Source organism: Mariniflexile sp. AS56, from assembly GCF_030552475.1.
Classification (GTDB): Bacteria; Bacteroidota; Bacteroidia; order Flavobacteriales; family Flavobacteriaceae; genus Mariniflexile.
The window spans coordinates 50,634-72,804 of record NZ_JAUPED010000013.1 but is presented as its reverse complement, the minus strand read 5'-3'; the positions used below and the strand labels follow the sequence as shown (position 1 = coordinate 72,804).

Below are 22,171 nucleotides of genomic sequence, written 5' to 3'. Positions count from 1 at the left end.
AACTTAATAAAAATGAAACACTTACTACTTTTTGTATATATTCTAAGCAGCTGTTTATACGCCCAAAACAGCATTTTTGAAACCAAAAACGACAAAGACAATCTTTATACATTTGCCGAATATGCCAATGCAGGTAGTCTGGATTTTGATATTCAAGACATAATTAATGACTCCAAACTAAGGTATGAACCTTTAGAGTCGGACAACCACAGTGTTGGTTTTACCACCGATAATTACTGGCTTCGGTTTAAAATAAAAAACAGTTCAGAAAACACCAGCGTTTACTACTTAGAAACAGCAAGACCTATTACCGATATTGCAAATCTCTTTCAAATAAGCAAGGAATCCATACAACACTTTAAAAGCGGAGACAAGATCCCTTTTGAAAGCAAACAAGTAAACCACAGGTCTACTGTATTTAAACTCACATTACCACCTCAAGAAACACAACAAATTTATATTCACTTAAAAAGTGATGGCGAAACGATCAACTTACCTTTAAAACTTTATTCGGAATCGGGCTTTCTATTGATGAACTATAAACAACAACTCTTTTTAGGTTTGTTTTATGGCTTACTATTTCTAGGCGGTATTATTTATTTATTCTTTTATTCCAGTCTTAAAGAAAAATCGTTTTTATACTACGGTTTTTATGTGTTTTCAATAGGTTTCATGCAAGCGGCTTTAGATGGTTTTCTTCATGAATTTATGTTTCCTAATGCGGGCTATTTTAACGACAGAGCTGTACTTATAACCGCCCTACTTTCAAATTTCTTTTTATTAAAATATTGCGAACACTTTTTACGTGTACGTCAACTTCTAAAACCTGTATTAAAAGGCTTCAATGTTATATATGGTATAATTGCCGTTCTTTTCATAATGCTTTTCATAAGTCCTGCTACATTAAAAATAGCATACCCTATAAGTAACTTGAATGGTCTTTTTAGTTTACTATTAATATTAGCAACCATATTCACCATGCGTTATAGACGCATAACAATTGACCCATACTTCTCATTTGGTATTTTATTCTTAGTAATAGGTTTATTAGGCTTTGTAATGAACAATCTAAGCTTATTACCTAATAATTTTTTAACACTTAACAGTGCGAAATTCGGATCTGGGTTTGAGGTCATCTTCCTATCATTATCCATGACCAATCTTATTAGGTTATTACGTTTAGAAAAAGAAGAATCGCAACTAGAAGCATTAAAAAAATCCGAAGAAATAAGTGAGCTAAAAACCTATTTCATGTCTAACATGAGTCATGAGTTAAGAACGCCCATTAATGCCATTATGGGTATTGCCGAACATGAATTAGCCACCCAACAAAACAACGAAAACAGAAAACCCTACGAGATTATAAAAAACGCCTCATTAAGCTTGCTTAGTAACGTTAACGATATTATCGATTTTGAAAAAATTGAAAATAATGAGCTTCAATTGTGCCCAGACGATTTTAATCCTTCGATAAAATTAAATCAAATAAGTAATAATTGGAAAGCAGAAGCACAACGCAAAGGCTTAGAATATACTTTTGAAATGGATGCAGAAATCCCAGCAACTATAAACGCTGATGCAGAACGTTTTATTCAAATAGTAAATAATGTATTATCGAATGCGGTAAAATACACCGAAACAGGTGGTGTATTATTTAAACTTAGCTGCACCAAACAACCGAATGATTTGTGCCGTTTTTCTTTTCAAATATCGGATACAGGAATTGGTATTCCTCCAGAAGCCAAAGAAACTATTTTTGATAGTTTTAACCAAATGAAACAAGACCATAAAAGGCAATTTGGAGGTATAGGTTTAGGGCTTACTATTGTTAAACACATCGTAAAACTTTTTGAAGGCACGATACATATTGAAAGCAACCCCAATAAAGGCACAGATGTTTTTATCGATTTAACAGTAAAAAGCACCGCGGAAGAACGCATTATTATCACCCAACAAACCACCAACGATATCCCGTTGCATATTTTAATTGTTGAAGACAATAAGCTGAACCAGATGATTATGCGGAAAATATTAAGCAGTCTGCCAAATGTTACTTTTGCGGTTGCCAATAATGGTCAAGAAGCACTTGACACTTTAAAAAGAGACGTTTACGATCTTGTTTTAATGGATTTACAAATGCCTATTATGGATGGTTACGAAGCCACACGCATCATTAGAAGTGGTGAATTAGGAAGCACTATAAATAACATTCCAATAATTGCAGTAACAGCAGATGCCTTACAAGAAACCAGAAAACGTGTTTTAGATTTAGGAATGAATGACTACATGACCAAACCTGTAGACAGAGACCTGTTATTTAAGAAAATATACGCTTGTAGTTTTGATAAAACTAATAAAGAAGAGTTGGATAACGAAGACACTGAAAGTTTAAAAATAGCTTAATCCTTTACATTATCAATGTTATAATATCCGCCTTTGTTTTCAGTTCTTTGTAATGATTGTTCAACTATCAAATGCGATACATTAATCATATTTCTAAGTTCACAAAGCGAGGTCGCTATTTTAGATTCTTTATAAAGTTCTTCAACTTCATTATGAATTAAATCTAAATGTTTGATAGCGCGTTTTAAACGCTTATTACTTCTAACAATCCCCACATAATCGCGCATTAAAGCTTGCATTTGCTTCAAATTATGTTGCACTAAAATATGCTCTTTAGGGATGGATGTTCCCTCATCATTCCAATCTGGGATATCAACCTCAACCGCTTTATAGTCGTTTTCGCTGTGGTATTTAAAAATATTATGAGCGTATACCAAGGCTTCCAATAGCGAATTTGACGCCAACCTATTAGCACCATGCAAACCAGTGCGTGAACACTCACCACATGAAAACAAACTAGCAATGCTTGTTTCTCCCTTTTTATTCACTTCAATACCGCCACATAAATAATGAGATGCAGGTACCACAGGTATCCAATCGGTATCAATTTTAATATGGTGCTCTAAGCACTTATTATATATGTTGGGGAAATGGTTTTTAAACGCATCCATATCTAAATGGGTACAGTCTAAATACACATGAGATTCTCCTGATTTTTTAAGTTCGTTATCAATACTTTGGGATACAATATCTCTTGAGGCGAGTTCTGCCCGATCATCATAATCCAACATAAACCGGTGTCCCGATTTATTTCGCAAATAGGCTCCAGAACCTCTAACAGCTTCAGAAATTAAGAAAGACGACTCCCCTTTCGCTTCATACAAAGCGGTTGGATGAAATTGCACAAATTCCATATCCTTAATTTTCGCCTTAGCTCTATAAGCCATAGCAATACCATCTCCCGTTGCAATAACAGGGTTGGTAGTATGCCCATAAACACAACCAATCCCGCCCGAGGCTAAAAGGGTACTATTGGCTCTAATGGTAAAGATTTTATCTGTTTTTTGATCGAACACATAAGCGCCGTAACACGATAATTCTTCTGACGTATTGTTTGTAATGTGATGATTCGTAACCAAATCGATCGCAAAATGGTGTGGTAAAATACTAATATTAGGTAATTGGTGTGCCCGTTTAAGTAAAGCACGCTCTATTTCGTAACCCGTGATATCCTTATGGTGTACCACGCGATATTCAGAATGCCCGCCTTCCTTTCCTAAATCAAATTCGCCGCTGGCATCTAAATCAAAATTCGCCCCCCAAAGCATGAGTTCTTCCAATCGCTTGGGACCTTCCTCAATAACCATTTTAACAACCTCCGCATCGCATAAACCATCGCCTGCAATTAGTGTGTCTTCAATGTGTTTATTAAAAGAATCTTTTTCAGCATCTAAAACAACCGCAACACCACCTTGTGCATACTTGGTGTTCGATTCGTCTTCATTAGCTTTGGTTACAATAACAACACTTCTGTTAGGGAATTTTTCTGCTATTTTAACCGAAAAAGTTAACCCAGCAATTCCTGAACCAATAACTAAATAATTTGCTTCAATCATTTTTATTTAGATAATTCTAACATGCGTTCTATAGGCAATAGCGCACGTACTCTTATATCTTCTGGCACCTCTATTTGAGGTGATTCATTTAATAAACAATCGTGTAATTTTTGAAGCGTATTCATTTTCATAAAATGGCATTCGCTACACGCACAGGTATTATCATCCACCGCAGGTGCAGGAATTAATTCTGTGTTAGGCATTTCTAACTGCATTTTATGTAAAATACCAGCTTCTGTAGCGACAATAAACTTTTCTTTAGCATGTTCTCTCACGAAGTTTATCATTCCAGAAGTAGACCCAACATAGGTCGCTGTATTTAAAATATGCTCTTCAGATTCTGGATGTGCTATAATTTTATGATCGGGATTCTTTTTATGTAACTCAATTAATTTATCAATTGAAAAAGCTTCATGCACAATACAACTACCGTCCCAAAGCAATAAATCTCTACCCGTTTGTTTAGCAACATAATGGCCTAAATTTTTATCTGGAGCAAATATAATAGGTGTGTCTTTCGGCACCGATTCTACTATTTTAATAGCGTTAGACGATGTACAAACAATATCACTCAATGCTTTAATTTCAGCCGAACAGTTTACATAAGTAATCACCACATGGTCTGGGTGTGCTTTTGTAAATTTCTCAAAATCTGCTGGCGGACAAGAATCGGCCAAAGAACAACCTGCTTTTAAATCTGGCAACACCACCATTTTAGATGGGTTTAATATTTTAGCAGTTTCTGCCATAAAGTGAACACCCGCAAATACGATAATGTCTGCATCGGTTTCAGCAGCCTTTTGCGACAACTGTAAACTATCACCAACATAGTCTGCAATATCTTGTATTTCTGCTACTTGGTAATAATGCGCAAGTATTACGGCATTTTTCTCCTCTTTTAGACGCTTTATTTCTTTTACTAAGTCCATGAATTCTATGAGTCTTCAACATTTTACACAAAAAAAGCTTTTTGCATAATTCAATTATTTTACAAATATCTTAATTATAATTGTATTGAACTGAGATTCCATAAAAAAATGAGTCAGAATTAAGGACACTTTATATATTTCTTAATTCTTTAAATTCTTTACAACCAAAAGCTTATTTATTTAATAAAAAGGAAAGCTGTTTTAAACACATGAACCACCAAACACTAAACAATCACTCGGTCTTTGAATTTAGGATATACTGAATCCTTTATCGAAAAGCCAATAATATTCTTGTTTTTGGCCCATCACAAAAGAGCAGCATATATAGGCAAATTTAACACTTCCTCTCTATGCTTAAAACTTAATTTGTATTAAATCAGCATACTTGCAAACATTTAGCTACAAGCCTATATTATTAAGATATCTATTAAGTAGATGATTTATTTAATTATTCTCAATTTGACTTTAAAAAACTAGAAAAATCCATAAAATTTCAACAAGATGTCGCTCTTTAATTATAGCTTCATTACATTTATGGTTAATTTTCAATAGAACTATCTTATGTCTGTCGAGCCAAAAATAACACGGTTTAAACAAAACGTATTGTCCAAATATCAAATATACAACAGTATATTTATGACCTTACCTTTTGATGCAATTACAAAAACAGGAGCGTTGCTTCCTTTATTTCATGAAACCTGCGAAAAAGGTTTTAAAAACGGAGAAGACCCTACTACCATAGTAGATTCTTTTTTCAATAAATACCAAGCAAGACGCACGAAAGAAAGCCAAATAAATCTGCTTTTTAGATTTATACAATATATAGAACGCCAAGTGGTTTTATTCGATGCTGTAGAAGATGCTGCTTTCCCAATTGTTAACAACATGGAAGGTATTGGGACTTTAAGAAACCTTAAAGAATCGGCTGTTTCTGGTAACAACTTAGAAGAATTACAAAACTACCTTGAAGAATTTAAAGTACGTATCGTTTTAACAGCGCACCCAACACAATTCTATCCAGGCTCTGTACTTGGTATTATTACAGATTTAACAGAAGCTATTAAGAAAAATAACTTGTCTGAAATTAACAATCTGTTTGCTCAATTAGGAAAAACACCTTTCTTTAAACATGAAAAGCCTACACCTTATGATGAAGCAAAAAGTTTAATCTGGTATTTAGAAAATGTTTTCTATCAATCTTTTGGAGAAATTTACAATTACATCCAACAGAACATTTATGATGATGGCAAAAAACATAACGAAATAATTAATATTGGCTTTTGGCCAGGTGGTGACCGTGACGGAAACCCATTTGTAAAGCCAGACACCACATTACGTGTGGCTAAAAAGCTTAAGCAAGCCGCTTTAAAGAAATATTATTCTGACCTTAAAAACTTAAGACGCAAACTTACCTTTAGAGGTGTTGAAGAGCGTATTATTCGTTTAGAAACTATTTTTTACAACTATAGCATTAACCTAAATTACGCTGAAGCTATAACTGCAAAAGAATTTCTTGATGAATTATTAAGCATCAGAGATCTTGTTACTGCAGATCACCAAGCATTATATGTTAGTGAAATAAACAGCTTAATAAACAGAATTCATTTATTCGGTTACCATTTTGCTACTTTAGATATTAGACAAGATAGCCGTATTCACCATTCGGTTTTCACAACAGTTATAGACCACATTATTAGTACAGGAAGCCCATCGTTCCCGAAAAATTATCATGATTTATCGGAAGTAGAACAAATCAAAATCCTATCTGAAGTTACTAATGTATCTGTAGATGTTGATGCATTTGAAGATGAAATGGTTTACAATACATTAAAAACTATTGAGGCTCTTAAGGATATACAAGAAAGCAACGGTGAGCGTGGTGCTAATAGATACATTATTAGTAACAACCAAACAGCTTTAAACATGATGCAACTTTTTGCCATGCTTAAAATTGTAGCCTTTAAAGAAGAATTACCTGTAGATGTTGTGCCACTTTTCGAAACCATTACCGATTTAGAAAATGCACCAGCAGTGATGGAGCAATTATACACGAACCCAGCTTACATGGCACACTTAAACGCCCGTGGCAACAAACAAACAATCATGCTTGGTTTCTCTGACGGGACGAAAGATGGTGGTTATTTAATGGCCAACTGGGGTATTTATACTGCCAAAGAAATGCTTACTGAAATGTCTAGAAAATACGGTATTACTGCCATATTTTTTGACGGTCGTGGTGGACCGCCAGCAAGAGGTGGTGGAAAAACACATCAATTTTACGCTTCATTAGGTCCAAAAATTGAAGACAAAGAAGTACAACTTACTATTCAAGGACAAACTATTAGTTCTAATTTCGGAACCTTAGATTCGTCTCAATACAACTTAGAGCAACTTATTAGTTCAGGCATGTTTAACCGTCTTGGAAAAGAGAAGCATGAACTTGCTGATGCCGATAGAGAGGTCATGAACGATTTAGCTGAAACTAGCTACGTTGCTTATAAAGACTTTAAAAGTCACCCGATGTTCATTCCGTATTTAGAACGCATGAGTACGTTAAAATACTATGCTAAAACAAATATTGGTAGTAGACCATCAAAAAGAGGAAACTCAGATAAATTAGTCTTTTCAGACTTAAGAGCCATTCCTTTCGTTGGGTCTTGGAGCCAGTTGAAACAAAATGTTCCTGGATTCTTTGGTGTTGGAACAGCATTGAAAAAGTATGAAGAGAAAGGTGAATTCCACAAAGTAGAAGCACTTTACAAAAACTCTAAATTCTTCAAAACACTGTTAGAAAACAGTATGATGAGTTTAACAAAATCGTTTTTCGATTTAACCAAATACATGTCTAAAGACGAAGAGTTTGGTGCTTTTTGGAATATTATTCACGACGAATATAACACCACAAAAACATTATTGTTAAAACTTACGGGCTATGAGCAATTAATGGAAAACGAACCTTCTGGAAGAGCTTCTATTGAAGTTAGAGAGTCTATCGTTTTACCATTGCTTACTATACAACAGTATGCTCTTAAAAAGATTCAAGAATTAGAAAAAGAAGAGGTTAAAGATGTCGATCAAATTAAAATATTTGAGAAAATTGTAACACGCTCTTTATTTGGAAATATTAACGCTAGTAGAAACTCTGCGTAACTTACAATAAAACCCTATACAAAGTAAAAAGGCTGTCTTGAAAAATCGAGACAGCCTTTTTTTATGTTTTATTTCGAAGCTTGGTAAATAGAAACTGCTACTACCTCAAGGTATCACCACCTTTCTCGCCCGTTCGTATTCTATAAGTTTCACCAATATCTGATACAAATATTTTACCATCTCCTACCTCGCCTGTTGCCGCCGATTTCAGAAGTGTTTGTATCGTGATGTCTTCAAAATCATCATTTACAACAATAGATAAATACCTACGTTGAATATCACTTGTACTATATGAAACACCACGATACACATGTCCCTGCTTTTCATTTCCAACGCCCGTAACATCCCAATAAGAGAAAAAATTAACGCCTATTTCATGCAAAGCCTCTTTGACTACACGGTATTTAGATTTTCGAATTATTGCCTCAATTTTCTTCATAATAAGTTCATTTAATAGTTTCTATCAAAATTAAAGAAAATTTTGTCAGTATTTTTACACTACTTCATTTTATAGTATAAAAAAAAGAGACGCTTTACCAAACGGTAAAACATCTCTTTTCCAACATTGCGTCTTTTATACTTATAGATTAGTGCTCATTCAACCTAAAGTCTGGATAAGCATCCATACCATGTTCATGTGCATCTAAACCTTCTAATTCTTCTTTTTCAGGAACTCTAATACCTACTGTTTTCTTAAGTATTATTAAGATAATAAATGAACAAACTATACAGAACACTGCATAACAAGCAACACCTATTAATTGAGCTACAAAGGTATGCTCTGGGTTTGTTGAAAATATACCAACAGCTAACGTTCCCCATATACCACAAATTAAGTGTACTGCAATTGCTCCAACAGGATCGTCTAATTTTATAGCATCAACAAATGCCACAGCAAATACAATTAATGCACCAGCAATAGCACCGATAATAATAGCACTTTCCGGAGTCATAACATCGGCACCAGCAGTAATACCCACTAAACCACCTAGTATTCCATTTAAGAACATGGTTAAATCTAGGTTTTTATATTTTAAGAAATTCACTAAAGCAGCAATCACACCACCTGCAGCAGCAGCTAAACATGTTGTAACTAAAGTAATTGAAGTTAATTCTGGATCTGCAGAAAGAACAGAACCACCATTAAATCCAAACCAACCTAACCATAATATTAATACACCAGCAGTTGCTAATGGAATATTGTGACCTGGAATTGCTTGAGGTTTTCCTTCTTTAAATTTCCCAATACGAGATCCTAATAAATAAACAGCAACTAAGGCTGCCCATCCACCAACAGAGTGTACTAACGTAGAACCTGCAAAATCGTAAAAACCTAGTTGATCTAAGAATCCACCACCCCATTTCCAAGAACCTGCGATTGGATAAACGATACCAACGTAGATAATGGCAAAGATCATGAAAGCTCCAATTTTCATACGTTCAGCAACCGCTCCAGATACAATAGTTGCGGCGGTAGCAGCAAACATACCTTGGAATAAGAAATCCGTCCAATATGTATAACCTTCGTTATATGTTAAATCAAGTGCACCTTCAGCAGTTAATGGCGCATCTAAACCAAAGCCTGCAAAGCCTAAAAACCCATTAAAATCTCCTGGGTACATTAAATTAAACCCTACAATGTAGTACAATAATAATCCAACGGTAATAATAAAAATATTTTTAAATAAAATGTTGATTGTATTTTTCTGTCTTGTCAACCCAATTTCTAAGAATGCAAATCCTGTGTGCATAAAGAAAACGAGCGCTGTACAGACCATCATCCATACATTATTTGTTGTAAGTAATTCCATAATTTTGTTTTGTTAGATCATTATTATTTTAAAGTGTCCCCACCTTGTTCTCCAGTTCTTATTCTATAACATTCTTTGACGTCAGATACAAAGATTTTACCATCTCCAACCTCACCCGTTCCTGCAGAACGAAGAATAGCTTGTACCGTTACATCTTCAAAATCATCATTTACAACAATGGCGATATGCCTGCGTTGAATATCACTTGTGCTGTATGACACACCACGATATACATGTCCTTCTTTTTCATTTCCTATACCAGTAACATCCCAGTATGAGAAAAAATTAACACCAACTTCCTGCAGTGCCTCTTTCACCACACGGTATTTGGATTTTCTAATTATTGCTTCTATTTTTTTCATAATATCATTATTGTTTAGTTGTACTAAATAAACCTATGTTTAATTTTTACTTATTTAAAAGATGCCTTAATTGCTTAAGGCATCTTTTAAATTATTATTAAATAACTTATTCTATTTCTCTTTGTCTCTTTCCTGGGTATGCTAAAGAACCATGTTCTGAAATATCAAGACCTGCAATCTCCTCAGCCTCTGAAACTCTTAAACCAATAGTCTTCTTCAAAATAAGCAAGAATATATATGACAAACCTATGGACCATACCGCATATGCTAATACACCTATAGTTTGAGCACCTAATTGAGCAGCACCACCACCGTTAAAAAGTCCAATTCCAACATCACCATCTACACCCCAAAGACCTATAACTAAAGTACCCCAAGCACCAGCAACTCCGTGTACGGAAATAGCACCAACAGCATCATCAATTTTTAAAGTTTTCTCAACAAAACCTATTGAAAACACTACAAGTAATCCCCCTATTAATCCTGCTAACACAGCACCACCTTCTGTCATGTTACCACAACCAGCCGTAATACTTACAAGACCAGCAAGTGCCCCGTTTAAAGTCATTCCTAAATTTGGTTTTCCGTTTTTAAACCAAGTAAAGAATAAAGCACCTAAGGCTCCAGCCGAAGCAGCTAAATTAGTAACAAGCACCACTTGAGCAGCTGCCGTAGCATCATCACCACCCCAAGCTAATTGAGACCCCCCATTAAAACCAAACCAACCTAACCAAAGGATAAAAACACCTAAAGTAGCATACATTTGATTGTGACCATGCATCTCAACAGGTTTCCCGTTAAGGAATTTACCAATTCGTGGTCCAACCATCCAAGCAGCAACTAATGCCGCCCAACCTCCTACAGAGTGTACAATTGAAGATCCAGCAAAATCAATAAATTCTGCAGGCATAATGCCATCGGTATTATTTAACCAGCCTCCATTCCATTCCCATCCACCAGCGATAGGGTAGATAAGAGCCGTCATCATGATACTAAAAATAGCGTAAGTTGTATACTTCGTTCTTCCAGCAATTGCTCCAGAAACTATAGTTGCGGCGGTTGCGGCAAATACCGTTTGGAAAAATAAATCGGCTGCTCCTTGAGAGAAAGTAAAACCTCCCCAATGGAAAAAACCACCAGAAGCATCTGCACCATACATTAAAGAATATCCAACAAACCAGAAAGCCAAGGAGCCTACTGCGATGTCTAAGAAATTTTTCATGGCGATGTTTACTGCATTTTTAGAATCGGTCATTCCAGATTCTACTAAGAAAAATCCTGCTTGCATAAAGAAAACTAGAATACCAGAAATTAGCATCCAAAGCATTCCCATATCGCCTTCTATAGCGGCAGTATCTTGAATTAAAAGAGACGTATTAAATATCGACATAGTAATAAATTTTTAAGGGTTGGTAAAGAAAATAGAGCCCCCTTGAGAGTTAAGGCATTGCTCTATTTTCTTTTAATTGATTGGTTATTTCATATTTATCTTCTTTTAGAAAGAATATATAGCAGCTAATACAAAAGAGCTTAAGCTTTTTGTTCCTGCTAAGTTGTTATCTAAGAAAGCATCATCTGAAGCAGAATCTAAACGAAGTTCTGGTTTGATTGTTAAATTATCAATAGCAAAGCTTCCTGTTAAAGTAGTCGCAAATACACTAGAATCTGCAACACCAGTACCAATAGCACCAAATGCACCATCTTCAACAAAATATTCAGCTCTTAAACCAAGTGTGAACGTTTCGTTTAAAGCAACCTGTGGATACAAAGCACCACCAGCAAAACCACCACCGTTATTTTCAAGTGTTAAATAAGCTGCGTTTATTCCAAAAAAGAAGGAATCTGTTACATCAAAACCACCAGTAAAATCTATCTCAGTAAAAGAAGGATCTACTAATAAGTTTAAGAATTGTCCTTTGTATCCTAATTGCGCTCCAAAAGCATAATCACCCGTTGGGTTAAATTCTGTTAAATCAGTATCATTCATTACTGCTAACATTAAGCTGAAATCGTCAGATAAAGTAAAATCTGCTTTCAAACCTGTATGACTAAATGGCCCGTAAGAGAATAAATAAGATGTACTATAGTTAAAGTTAGCTGAAGGCGAAATTACTTCATACCCTAAAAAGGTGTTAAAGTTACCCATTGTTAATTTAACGCTTTCACTCACATTCCAGTAAGCATATAATTGATTTACTATATTTCCTGTTGCAGAATACATTGGTGAAGCAAAAATAGCATCGGTACCTCTTGGGCCAAATACTAAATCGGCAACGAAACCTACTTTTTCACCTTCGTAAGAAGCTATTACATTAGCCATACCTAAAGCAAATCCTGGCAAATTAGCAAATGATGATCCTGGTGCTTGCAATTGTGGCCCTGATAAATTTGCTCTGTAATAAGCATCAACACTTCCGCTAAAACTAAATGTAGGAGCAGGTGTTTCTTCTTGAGCAAATAATATAGTTGCCATAAAAAGCATTGAAAGGGTCAGTAATTTTTTCATAATGTGTAATTTTTAAGTTATTAATCTTGGTTATGTTCCTTAAGAATGACCCAAAACTATGTTAAAAATTATTACCCCCCATAAAAAACAGGGTTATTTGTCTACTTTTTACGAATATTTCAATTTTAACCCCAATTTTTAAAGGGTGACTCATGATTTTTTTAATATTTTGATTTTTTACTAAACACCCAAATTGAATAATTGTCAGTATTTTCCGTTATTTATTGGTTTTATCCTTATTAATTCAAGCAATTCTTAACATAATTTCACTATTCTTTATTTATTCATTAATAATAGGTGTTGAATATTTATTAAAAAATCACTTTATTATTAACATATAATTATTTTTAGCCAAACATCCCTTCTAAAATCGAAATAATGAATTGCCCCCTATTGTTATTCAAGAACAAGGTCATATCTTAGCGTTTCAACTCAAGTTTTAAACCAATATTTGTTGATTATGCTGAAGAAACAAGGAATGTATTTGCCTGAATTCGAACACGAAAACTGTGGTGCAGGTTTTATTTGTAATCTTAAAGGAGAGAAAACAAATCAAATTATCCACGACGCGTTAGAAATTCTAGTGAAGTTAGAACACCGTGGTGGTGTAAGTGCTGATGGAAAAACCGGAGATGGTGCTGGTTTATTAATTGATATACCTCACGATTATTTTAAACGCGTATGTGATTTTGGTATTCCAGAACAAAGGGAATACGCGGTAGGTATGGTATTTTTACCCAAAGTACTTAACCAATATCAATTTTGCAAAGACACTTTTGAAAAAGAAATAAAAGAACAAGGACTTGCTATTCTAGGATGGAGAAAAGTTCCTGTAGATTCTACACAATTAGGAGAAATTGCACTTGCTTCTGAGCCTAATATTGAACAACTTTTTGTTGGGAAAACAGAACAAATAACAGAAGCTGTATTTAAAGCTAAATTATTTGCTGCCCGTAAAATTACAGAACACACTATTAGAAACTCAAAAATTTCTGAAAGTGGTTATTTCTACTTACCAAGTTTATCTACAACAACCCTTATCTATAAAGGTATTATCATGCCTGAAGATATCGGACCTTATTATACCGATTTACAACAAATCGACTTAGTTACACGTTTGGCGCTAGTGCACCAACGTTTCTCTACCAACACAATGCCTACTTGGGAATTAGCACAACCATTCCGTTTTATGTGTCAAAATGGTGAGATAAACACACTTCGTGGTAACGTAAGTAGAATGCGTGTACGTGAAGAAATCATGAAAAGTGAAGTTTTCGGTCCGCAAATAGAAAAATTATTCCCAATTATATTACCAGGAAAATCAGATTCTGCTTCTATGGATATGGTAGTTGAGTTATTAACTCATACTGACAGATCTTTACCAGAAATCATGATGATGATGATTCCTGAAGCTTGGGAAAAACACCAAACCATGTCTCCAGAACGTAAAGCATTTTACGAATACAACGCTTGTATTATGGAAGCTTGGGATGGTCCAGCATCGGTACCATTTACAGATGGTGATTATATTGGTGCATTACTTGATAGAAATGGTTTAAGACCTTCAAGATATACCATTACAAAAAGTGGTAAATTAATCATGGCCTCAGAAATTGGTGTGGTAGAAATTGCTCCAGAAGATGTAGAAAGACATGGTAGATTAGAGCCAGGAAAAATGTTCTTGGTAGACATGAACAAAGGCCGCATTATTGAAGATGAAGAGATTAAAAGTAAAATTGTTTCTGAAAGACCTTATAAAGAATGGTTAGATAAAACAAGATTACATTTAAAAGATGTGCCTTATACGAATGACACATGCCCAATCGAAACCATCGATATCAAAACAAGACAACGTTTATTCAACTATACGTTCGAAGATATTCAAGAAGTCATTACGCCAATGGCGGTTGCAGGTAAAGAGGCATTAGGATCTATGGGAATCGATACGCCTTTAGCTGTATTATCAGACAGACCTCAATTAATCTCAAATTACTTCAAACAATTATTTGCGCAAGTTACCAACCCACCTTTGGATGGTATTCGTGAAGAAATTGTAACAGATATTAGTTTAAATCTAGGAAAAGATAGAAACATTTTCAGCATTACAGAAAGACAGTGTAGAAAATTAAGAATTCAAAACCCTGTTATTTCTAATGACGATTTAGAAAAAATAAGAAGCATTTCAATTGAAGCTTTTAAAGCCGAAACTATTCATATTTTATATCCAAAAGCACAAGGGCTTAATGGTTTAGAAGATGCTTTAGAAGAAATGATTATTCAAGTTTCTAAAGCCATTGATAGAGGTGCCAACATCATCATCCTTTCAGATAGAGGTGTTAATAAAGAATTCGCACCAATTCCTGCTTTACTAGCCTGTTCTTATGTAAATCATCAAATGAACCGTTTACGTAAGCGTTCTTATTTCGATATCATTATCGAATCTGCAGAGCCTCGTGAACCACATCATTTTGCTACTTTATTTGGTTATGGTGCAAGTGCTATTAACCCTTATATGGTAAACGAAATTATTAGATCGCAAGTAAAAGAAGGCTTCATCACAGGTATGGATGAGCAAAAAGCGGTGAATAACTTCAACAAAGCGATTGGTTCTGGTATATTAAAAGTTATGAATAAAATTGGAATCTCTACGCTTCACTCGTACAGAGGTTCTCAAATTTTCGAAATAGTTGGATTCAGCTCTTCATTTGTTGAAAAATACTTCCCATATACAGCTTCAAGAATAGAAGGTATTGGTTTGTATGAAATTGAAAAAGAAATTAACGAACGTTATAAATACGCCTACCCAGACAACTTAATTGACAAACGTTTAGGCTTAAATATTGGTGGAGACTACAGATGGAGACGTAATGGTGAACGCCATATGTTTAACCCAACTACTGTTTCTAAATTACAACAAGCTGTAAGGTTAAGTGACCAAGCAAGTTATGATGTATATGCAAAAGCCATAAACGAGCAGGCTGAAAATTTAATGACGATTCGTGGTTTATTTGAATTTGACAAATTAGACCCAATTCCATTAGAAGAAGTAGAACCATGGACTGATATTGTAAAACGTTTCAAAACGGGAGCCATGTCTTACGGGTCTATCTCTAGAGAAGCACATGAAAACTTAGCCATTGCGATGAACCGTATTGGTGGTAAATCAAACTCTGGTGAAGGTGGAGAAGATAGAAAACGTTTCCATCCAGATTTAAATGGGGATAGTCGTAACTCGGCTATTAAACAAGTAGCTTCTGGCCGTTTTGGTGTAACATCACATTACTTAACCAACGCGAAGGAAATTCAAATAAAAATGGCTCAGGGAGCAAAACCTGGTGAAGGCGGACAATTACCTGGCGAAAAAGTATTACCATGGATTGCTGCGGCACGTAACTCAACCCCATTTGTTGGATTGATTTCACCGCCACCGCATCACGATATTTACTCTATTGAAGATTTAGCACAATTAATTTTCGATTTAAAAAACGCGAATCGCGAAGCTAGAATTAATGTAAAATTAGTATCTGAAGTTGGTGTTGGTACTATTGCTGCTGGTGTAGCAAAAGCCAAAGCCGATGTCGTATTAATTGCTGGTTATGATGGTGGAACAGGAGCTTCTCCTTTAACATCATTAAAACACGCAGGTTTACCTTGGGAACTTGGTTTAGCCGAAGCACAACAAACTTTAGTATTAAACAACTTAAGAAGCCGTATCGTTGTAGAATGTGATGGCCAATTAAAAACAGGTCGTGATGTTGCTATTGCTGCTTTACTTGGTGCAGAAGAATTTGGTTTTGCAACCGCTCCTCTTGTTGCTTCTGGTTGTATTATGATGCGTAAGTGTCACTTAAATACATGTCCAGTAGGTATCGCAACTCAAGATAAAGAGTTACGTAAAAACTTTAAAGGTACACCAGAACATGTTATTAACTTCTTCTTCTATATTGCTGAAGAATTAAGAGCTATTATGGCACAATTAGGGTTTAGAACTTTAGCAGAAATGGTTGGGCAAACCCACAAAATTAATGCGAACAAAGCTATAACTCATTACAAAGCTAAAGGTTTAGATTTATCGGCGATTTTACACAGACCAGAAGCTTACAAGCTTAAAACTGTTAAAAACACTGAAAAACAAGATCATAATTTAGAAGACGTTCTTGATTTTAAAATATTAAAAGATTCTCACAGAGCTTTATATAGAAAAGAGAAAATGACTTTGGCATACCCAATACACAATACAAACCGTACTGTGGGTGCTATCGTTAGTAATGAAATTTCTAAAATATATGGTCATTTAGGTTTACCTGAAGACACACTTAATATCAACTTTACAGGATCTGCGGGTCAAAGTTTTGGTGCTTTTGGAGCGAATGGTTTAACATTTATTTTAGAAGGAAATACGAATGATTACTTAGGTAAAGGTTTATCTGGAGCCAAATTAATTATAAAGAAACCTACAAAAGCCGATTTCATTGCAGAAAACAACATCATAGTTGGTAACGTTTGTTTATTCGGCGCCGTGCAAGGTGAAGCTTATATTAATGGTATTGCTGGTGAGCGTTTTGCAGTAAGAAACTCTGGTGCTATTACAGTTGTAGAAGGTCTGGGAGATCACGGTTGTGAGTATATGACTGGTGGTAAAGTAGTTGTTCTAGGTACAACCGGAAGAAACTTTGCTGCAGGTATGAGTGGTGGTATTGCATATGTATATGACCCTGAAAATAAATTCACAAACGGTTTATGTAACACAGAAACAATAGAATTTGAAGAAGTTTTAAATGAAGATGCTAAAGATTTAAAAGCATTGATTGAAAAACATGTTCTATATACAAATAGTAACCGAGGTCAAGAATTATTAGCAAACTGGGAAACTAGTTTAAAAAACTTTGTGAAAGTGATGCCTATCGAATACAAAAAAGCTTTAATACGCTTAGAGACTGAAGAACAAATGGTAGAAGAACTAACAATAGCATAATGTCATGGGAAAAGTAACAGGATTTAAAGAATTTGAAAGACAAGATGAAAGTTATGCGCCAGCAAAAGAGCGTGTAAAACATTATAAAGAATTTACCGTTCCTTTAGACGATGCGGAAATTACAAAACAAGGATCACGCTGTATGGATTGTGGTATTCCTTTTTGCCACAGTGGTTGCCCACTTGGTAATTTAATACCAGATTTCAATCACATGGTCCACCAAGGTGAATGGCAAAAAGCCTCTTGGTTATTACATTCTACAAACAATTTTCCAGAGTTTACAGGTCGTTTATGCCCTGCACCTTGTGAGAAATCGTGTGTATTAGGTATTATTGAAGACCCCGTTTCTATTGAAAATATAGAAAAACAAATTGTAGAGCGTGCCTTTAAGGAAGGTTGGATAAAACCACAACCACCTAAAGTGAGAACAGGAAAAACAACAGCAGTTGTTGGTTCTGGTCCTGCTGGTTTAGCTGCAGCGCAACAATTAAATAGAGCAGGTCATACAGTAACCGTTTTTGAAAGAGATGATGAAGTTGGAGGCTTACTACGTTATGGTATCCCTAACTTTAAAATGGAAAAAGGCATCATAGACCGTAGAATCGCTATTTTAGAGGCTGAAGGTATCACCTTTAAAACCAATGTAAATGTTGGTGTAAATTACGATGTTGAAGACCTTAAAAGTTTTGACGCTGTCGTACTTTGTGGTGGAGCTACAGAAAGAAGAGCGTTGCCAACACCTGGAGCAGATGCAGATGGTGTAGTACAAGCTATGGATTTCTTAACGCAACAAACCAAAGTATTATTTGGTAAAGAGGTTACAGACCAAGTTTTAGCAACCGATAAAAATGTTATCGTAATTGGTGGTGGAGATACAGGATCAGATTGTGTTGGAACATCAAACCGTCACGGTGCAAAATCGGTAGTGAATTTCGAAATTATGCCAAAACCACCAGGGCACCGTTCACCTACAACGCCTTGGCCTTTCTGGCCATTACAATTAAAAACATCTTCATCACATGAAGAAGGTGTTGAGCGTAACTGGTTAATAAACACCAAAGAGTTTGTTAAGGACGCTAATGGTAAATTAACAGCTTTAAAAACTGTAAACGTTGAATGGAAAATGGTTCCTGGAGAACGTCCTCAATTAATTGAGGTTGCAGGTACTGAAAAAACATGGCCTTGTGATTTAGCATTACTTGCCCTAGGATTTACAGGTCCAGAAAGCACTATTGCAGATAAATTAGGCCTTGAAAAAGATGCCCGTTCTAACTACAAAGCAGAATACGGTAAATACCAAACAAACATCCCTAACATATTTGCCGCTGGTGATATGCGAAGAGGACAATCATTAATTGTTTGGGCAATTTCAGAAGGTCGTGAAGCAGCACGTCAAGTAGATCTTTATTTAGAAGGCAAATCAGATTTACCTTCTAAAAATGAGACAGGTGATTTAGTAGCTTTATAGAAACTCATATTAATCTCAGAAAGCCCTCTATTATTCGTAATAGAGGGCTTTTTTATGCTATATCAATAAGGATACTAGACTAAACCCACAAAAACATCAAAATGGAAAAAATATTAAATCATTTAAAAAATATTTAACATAATAGAAAGTGCGAAACATTATATTTGCGCCTAATAATCCCATTTTAATGATTAGAAAAGCAGTAGCAATATTTTTTACAACTTTATTTATGGCACTTATCATGGCGCCATCTGTTATTGTTGTATTAGATGATTCTATTGACACTTCTATTTTCTATTCAATTGCAGAAGAGGAAGAAAACGGAAAAACTAAAAAATTGGTTTCACCTTTTTCATTATTAAACAGTGATAGTATAATCGGTTTTAAATTAAAAACGCAACGATTCTTCAGTTACCAATTTAAAAACTATCCAAAACCTCATCTCAATTTAATTTCCCCGCCTCCAGAGCACATCATATTATAATTTCTGTTTTTTTCTGACTTTTCATAAAAAGTCTATTAATCACGTTTAACAACCTTTGGCTCTAATAGCCAAAGTAGAATAACTATTATAATATGTTTAAAAGTATTAAAAGCGACTTGCCAGCGAGCATTGTCGTGTTTTTTGTAGCATTACCCTTATGTTTAGGTATTGCTTTAGCCAGTGGCGCACCCCTGTTTTCAGGAGTAATAGCTGGTATTATTGGAGGAATTGTTGTTGGGGGCTTAAGTGGCTCTAAAGTAGGTGTAAGTGGCCCTGCTGCGGGTTTAGCTGCCATAGTTTTAACCGCTATAGGTAGCCTAGGTGGGTACCAGAATTTTTTAGTAGCCGTAGTTATTGCTGGTGTTATCCAAATCATTTTTGGAGCACTAAAGGCTGGAGTAATCGGGTATTACTTCCCTTCCTCTGTAATAAAAGGAATGCTTACTGGTATAGGTATCATTATTATATTAAAGCAAATTCCTCATTTCTTTGGATATGATGCTGAACCAGAAGGTGCAGACAGTTTTATGGAAGTATCCGGAGAGAACACTTTTTCGGCAATTTTGAATATCGCAGATAACATTACACTAGGCTCTATGCTTATAGGACTTATTGGTTTAGCTATCATTCTTTTTTGGGACTTAGTACTTTCTAAAAAAGCAAAATTCTTTAAAGTTATACAAGGCCCTTTTGTTGCCGTAGTACTTGGTATTATCTATGTTTTTATAACTAATGGTAATGATGGTTTAGCAATTTTACCAAAACATTTGGTAAGCGTACCAATTCCAGAAGATGCAAGCTCCTTTCTAAATCAATTTAGTTTTCCAAATTTTTCAGCTATTACAAATCCAGACGTTTGGGTTATAGCTTTCACAATTGCCTTAGTTGCAAGTTTAGAAACCTTATTATGTGTGGAAGCTTCAGATAAAATAGATCCAGATAAAAACGTAACACCTACAAATAGAGAGTTATTTGCACAAGGTGCTGGAAATATTGTTTCTGGATTAATTGGAGGTTTACCAATTACTCAAGTTATAGTAAGAAGTTCTGCCAATGTACAATCTGGCGGAAAAAGTAAATTATCTACCATATTACATGGTTTTCTTCTTTTAATATCGGTAATTTTAATTCCGCGTTTGCTCAATCTGATTCCATTATCTGTATTAGCTTCTATCCTTTTAGTTGTGGGTTACAAATTAGCAAAACCAGCTTTATTCAAAAAAATGTATGAATTAGGTTGGAAACAATGGATTCCGTTTATAGTAACCGTAGTTGGTATTGTGTTTACTGATTTATTATTTGGTATTAGTTTAGGACTTATGGTAGGTGTTGTAGTAATCTTATTAAAAAGCTACCAAAATTCACATTTTCTTCACATCGAGGACAAAAGTAACGGGAAACATAAAATAAAAATGACCTTGGCAGAAGAAGTGACATTTTTCAATAAAGGAGCGATTCTTAAAGAATTAGACAGTTTACCAAGAGACACCTATTTAGAATTGGATCTTATTAAAACTAGATATTTGGACCACGATATTGTAGAAATTCTTGAAGATTTTCTGTTTAAAGCTGAAGAAAGAAATATTGATATTAAGCTTGTTTCAAAACGTGGTATTGTTGAAAATCCGTCAAGTTTTATTAAGTTCTTCAATGAAAGACCAAAATCGACTTTAAGTTTAAGCTAAAACGTCATGAAAAAAAATAAATATAAAATATTAGTGCTTGCCGATTTAAAAAAATCGACAAGCACTACATTAAAAAGCACCCTTAGCTTAGCTGAAATGATTGGCGCTGAAGTAGAACTTTTTCATGTAAAAAGTGCTTCAGAAGTTGTTGAGAGAGACAACCAATTATCGGCTATACGCACCATTAACCATGATTACCTCGCTACTGATAAAAAATTAAAAAAGTTAATTCAATCAGTTTCCGAGAATCATCAAATAAATCTAAATTACTCCTTTGCATTCGGTAATGTAAAACACGAAATAGCAAATTGTATTGAAGAAAAGCAACCAGATATTATTGTTTTAGGAAATAAAAAAAACAATTTATTACATGTAGGTGGCAATAAAATTATTCAATTTGTTATAAAACAATTTAACGGCACCATTCTAATTGCAGACCCCAATAACAGTTTGGATTCTAGTAAAGAACTATCGTTAGGCGTACTAAATAGCATGAATGCTATGCTAAATAACTCTTTAACTGAAACATTATTAGCGAACACCAAAGAGCCGTTAAAATCATTTAAAATACTTGAAAAATCGAAAGGATTGAATCAAGAAAATTTTTCAACACATATTGATACCGTAGAATATGTATTTGAACAAAATGACAATGCCATTAATAACCTTTCAAATTACATTTCTAAAAATAACATTAACTTGTTATGTGTAGACCGATTTGAAAATGGCGCAAAAAACAAAACAAAAACGCAAGAGGTTAAGTCAATGATAAAAAAACTTAATGTCTCGCTCCTGTTAACAAGTAACCAAAATTATTCATTAAAACATAAAACAATATAACA

Annotated in this window: 14 protein-coding genes; 7 read left to right on the top strand and 7 right to left on the bottom strand. The window is 34.7% G+C overall.

Annotated features, from left to right (window positions below; all coding sequences use genetic code 11):
* The first annotated feature begins 12 nt into the window (after positions 1-12).
* Positions 13-2,403, top strand: a complete 2,391-nt coding sequence (locus tag Q5N74_RS14955) for a 7TM diverse intracellular signaling domain-containing protein (protein WP_304389758.1) — start codon at positions 13-15, stop codon at positions 2,401-2,403.
* Here the strand turns inward: Q5N74_RS14955 and nadB are convergent.
* A complete protein-coding gene (gene nadB, locus Q5N74_RS14950; RefSeq protein ID WP_304389756.1) occupies positions 2,400-3,959 on the bottom strand; it encodes an L-aspartate oxidase in 1,560 nt (519 codons plus the stop codon). The genes Q5N74_RS14955 and nadB overlap by 4 nt on opposite strands.
* A 2-nt stretch (positions 3,960-3,961) precedes the next feature.
* Positions 3,962-4,888, bottom strand: coding sequence for a quinolinate synthase NadA (gene nadA, locus Q5N74_RS14945; protein ID WP_304389755.1), 927 nt, complete (start codon positions 4,886-4,888; stop codon positions 3,962-3,964).
* A 561-nt stretch (positions 4,889-5,449) separates the two neighbouring features.
* On the opposite strand from nadA, the gene Q5N74_RS14940 reads away from it, so the two are divergent.
* Positions 5,450-8,038 carry a phosphoenolpyruvate carboxylase gene (locus Q5N74_RS14940; protein ID WP_304389754.1) on the top strand — a complete coding sequence of 863 codons (2,589 nt, stop codon included), beginning with the start codon at positions 5,450-5,452 and terminating at the stop codon, positions 8,036-8,038.
* A gap of 100 nt (positions 8,039-8,138) precedes the next feature.
* Here the strand turns inward: Q5N74_RS14940 and Q5N74_RS14935 are convergent, their stop codons facing one another.
* The 5 genes from Q5N74_RS14935 to Q5N74_RS14915 form a co-directional block, all read right to left on the bottom strand.
* The gene (locus Q5N74_RS14935; RefSeq protein ID WP_304389753.1) at positions 8,139-8,477 is read right to left on the bottom strand and encodes a P-II family nitrogen regulator; all 339 of its coding nucleotides are present in this window, start codon (positions 8,475-8,477) and stop codon (positions 8,139-8,141) included.
* 148 nt (positions 8,478-8,625) lie between these two features.
* Positions 8,626-9,849: an ammonium transporter gene (locus tag Q5N74_RS14930; protein WP_304389752.1), complete on the bottom strand. Its 1,224-nt coding sequence runs from the start codon at positions 9,847-9,849 to the stop codon at positions 8,626-8,628.
* A gap of 23 nt (positions 9,850-9,872) precedes the next feature.
* On the bottom strand, positions 9,873-10,211 hold the full coding sequence (locus Q5N74_RS14925; protein ID WP_304389751.1) for a P-II family nitrogen regulator: 339 nt from the start codon (positions 10,209-10,211) through the stop codon (positions 9,873-9,875).
* Positions 10,212-10,317: 106 nt separating this feature from the next.
* Positions 10,318-11,601, bottom strand: a complete 1,284-nt coding sequence (locus Q5N74_RS14920; protein ID WP_304389750.1) for an ammonium transporter — start codon at positions 11,599-11,601, stop codon at positions 10,318-10,320.
* Positions 11,602-11,706: 105 nt separating this feature from the next.
* Positions 11,707-12,717, bottom strand: a complete 1,011-nt coding sequence (locus Q5N74_RS14915; RefSeq protein WP_304389749.1) for an outer membrane beta-barrel protein — start codon at positions 12,715-12,717, stop codon at positions 11,707-11,709.
* Positions 12,718-13,177: 460 nt separating this feature from the next.
* On the opposite strand from Q5N74_RS14915, the gene gltB reads away from it, so the two are divergent.
* From gltB to Q5N74_RS14890, 5 genes are all read left to right on the top strand, one after another.
* On the top strand, positions 13,178-17,692 hold the full coding sequence (gene gltB, locus Q5N74_RS14910; RefSeq protein ID WP_304389748.1) for a glutamate synthase large subunit: 4,515 nt from the start codon (positions 13,178-13,180) through the stop codon (positions 17,690-17,692).
* A gap of 4 nt (positions 17,693-17,696) precedes the next feature.
* Positions 17,697-19,160: a glutamate synthase subunit beta gene (locus Q5N74_RS14905; protein ID WP_304389747.1), complete on the top strand. Its 1,464-nt coding sequence runs from the start codon at positions 17,697-17,699 to the stop codon at positions 19,158-19,160.
* A gap of 187 nt (positions 19,161-19,347) precedes the next feature.
* Positions 19,348-19,644, top strand: coding sequence for a hypothetical protein (locus Q5N74_RS14900; RefSeq protein WP_304389746.1), 297 nt, complete (start codon positions 19,348-19,350; stop codon positions 19,642-19,644).
* Between the two features lie 92 nt (positions 19,645-19,736).
* Positions 19,737-21,329 carry a SulP family inorganic anion transporter gene (locus tag Q5N74_RS14895; RefSeq protein WP_304389745.1) on the top strand — a complete coding sequence of 531 codons (1,593 nt, stop codon included), beginning with the start codon at positions 19,737-19,739 and terminating at the stop codon, positions 21,327-21,329.
* Positions 21,330-21,335: 6 nt separating this feature from the next.
* Positions 21,336-22,169: a universal stress protein gene (locus Q5N74_RS14890; protein WP_304389744.1), complete on the top strand. Its 834-nt coding sequence runs from the start codon at positions 21,336-21,338 to the stop codon at positions 22,167-22,169.
* Positions 22,170-22,171 lie beyond the last annotated feature (2 nt).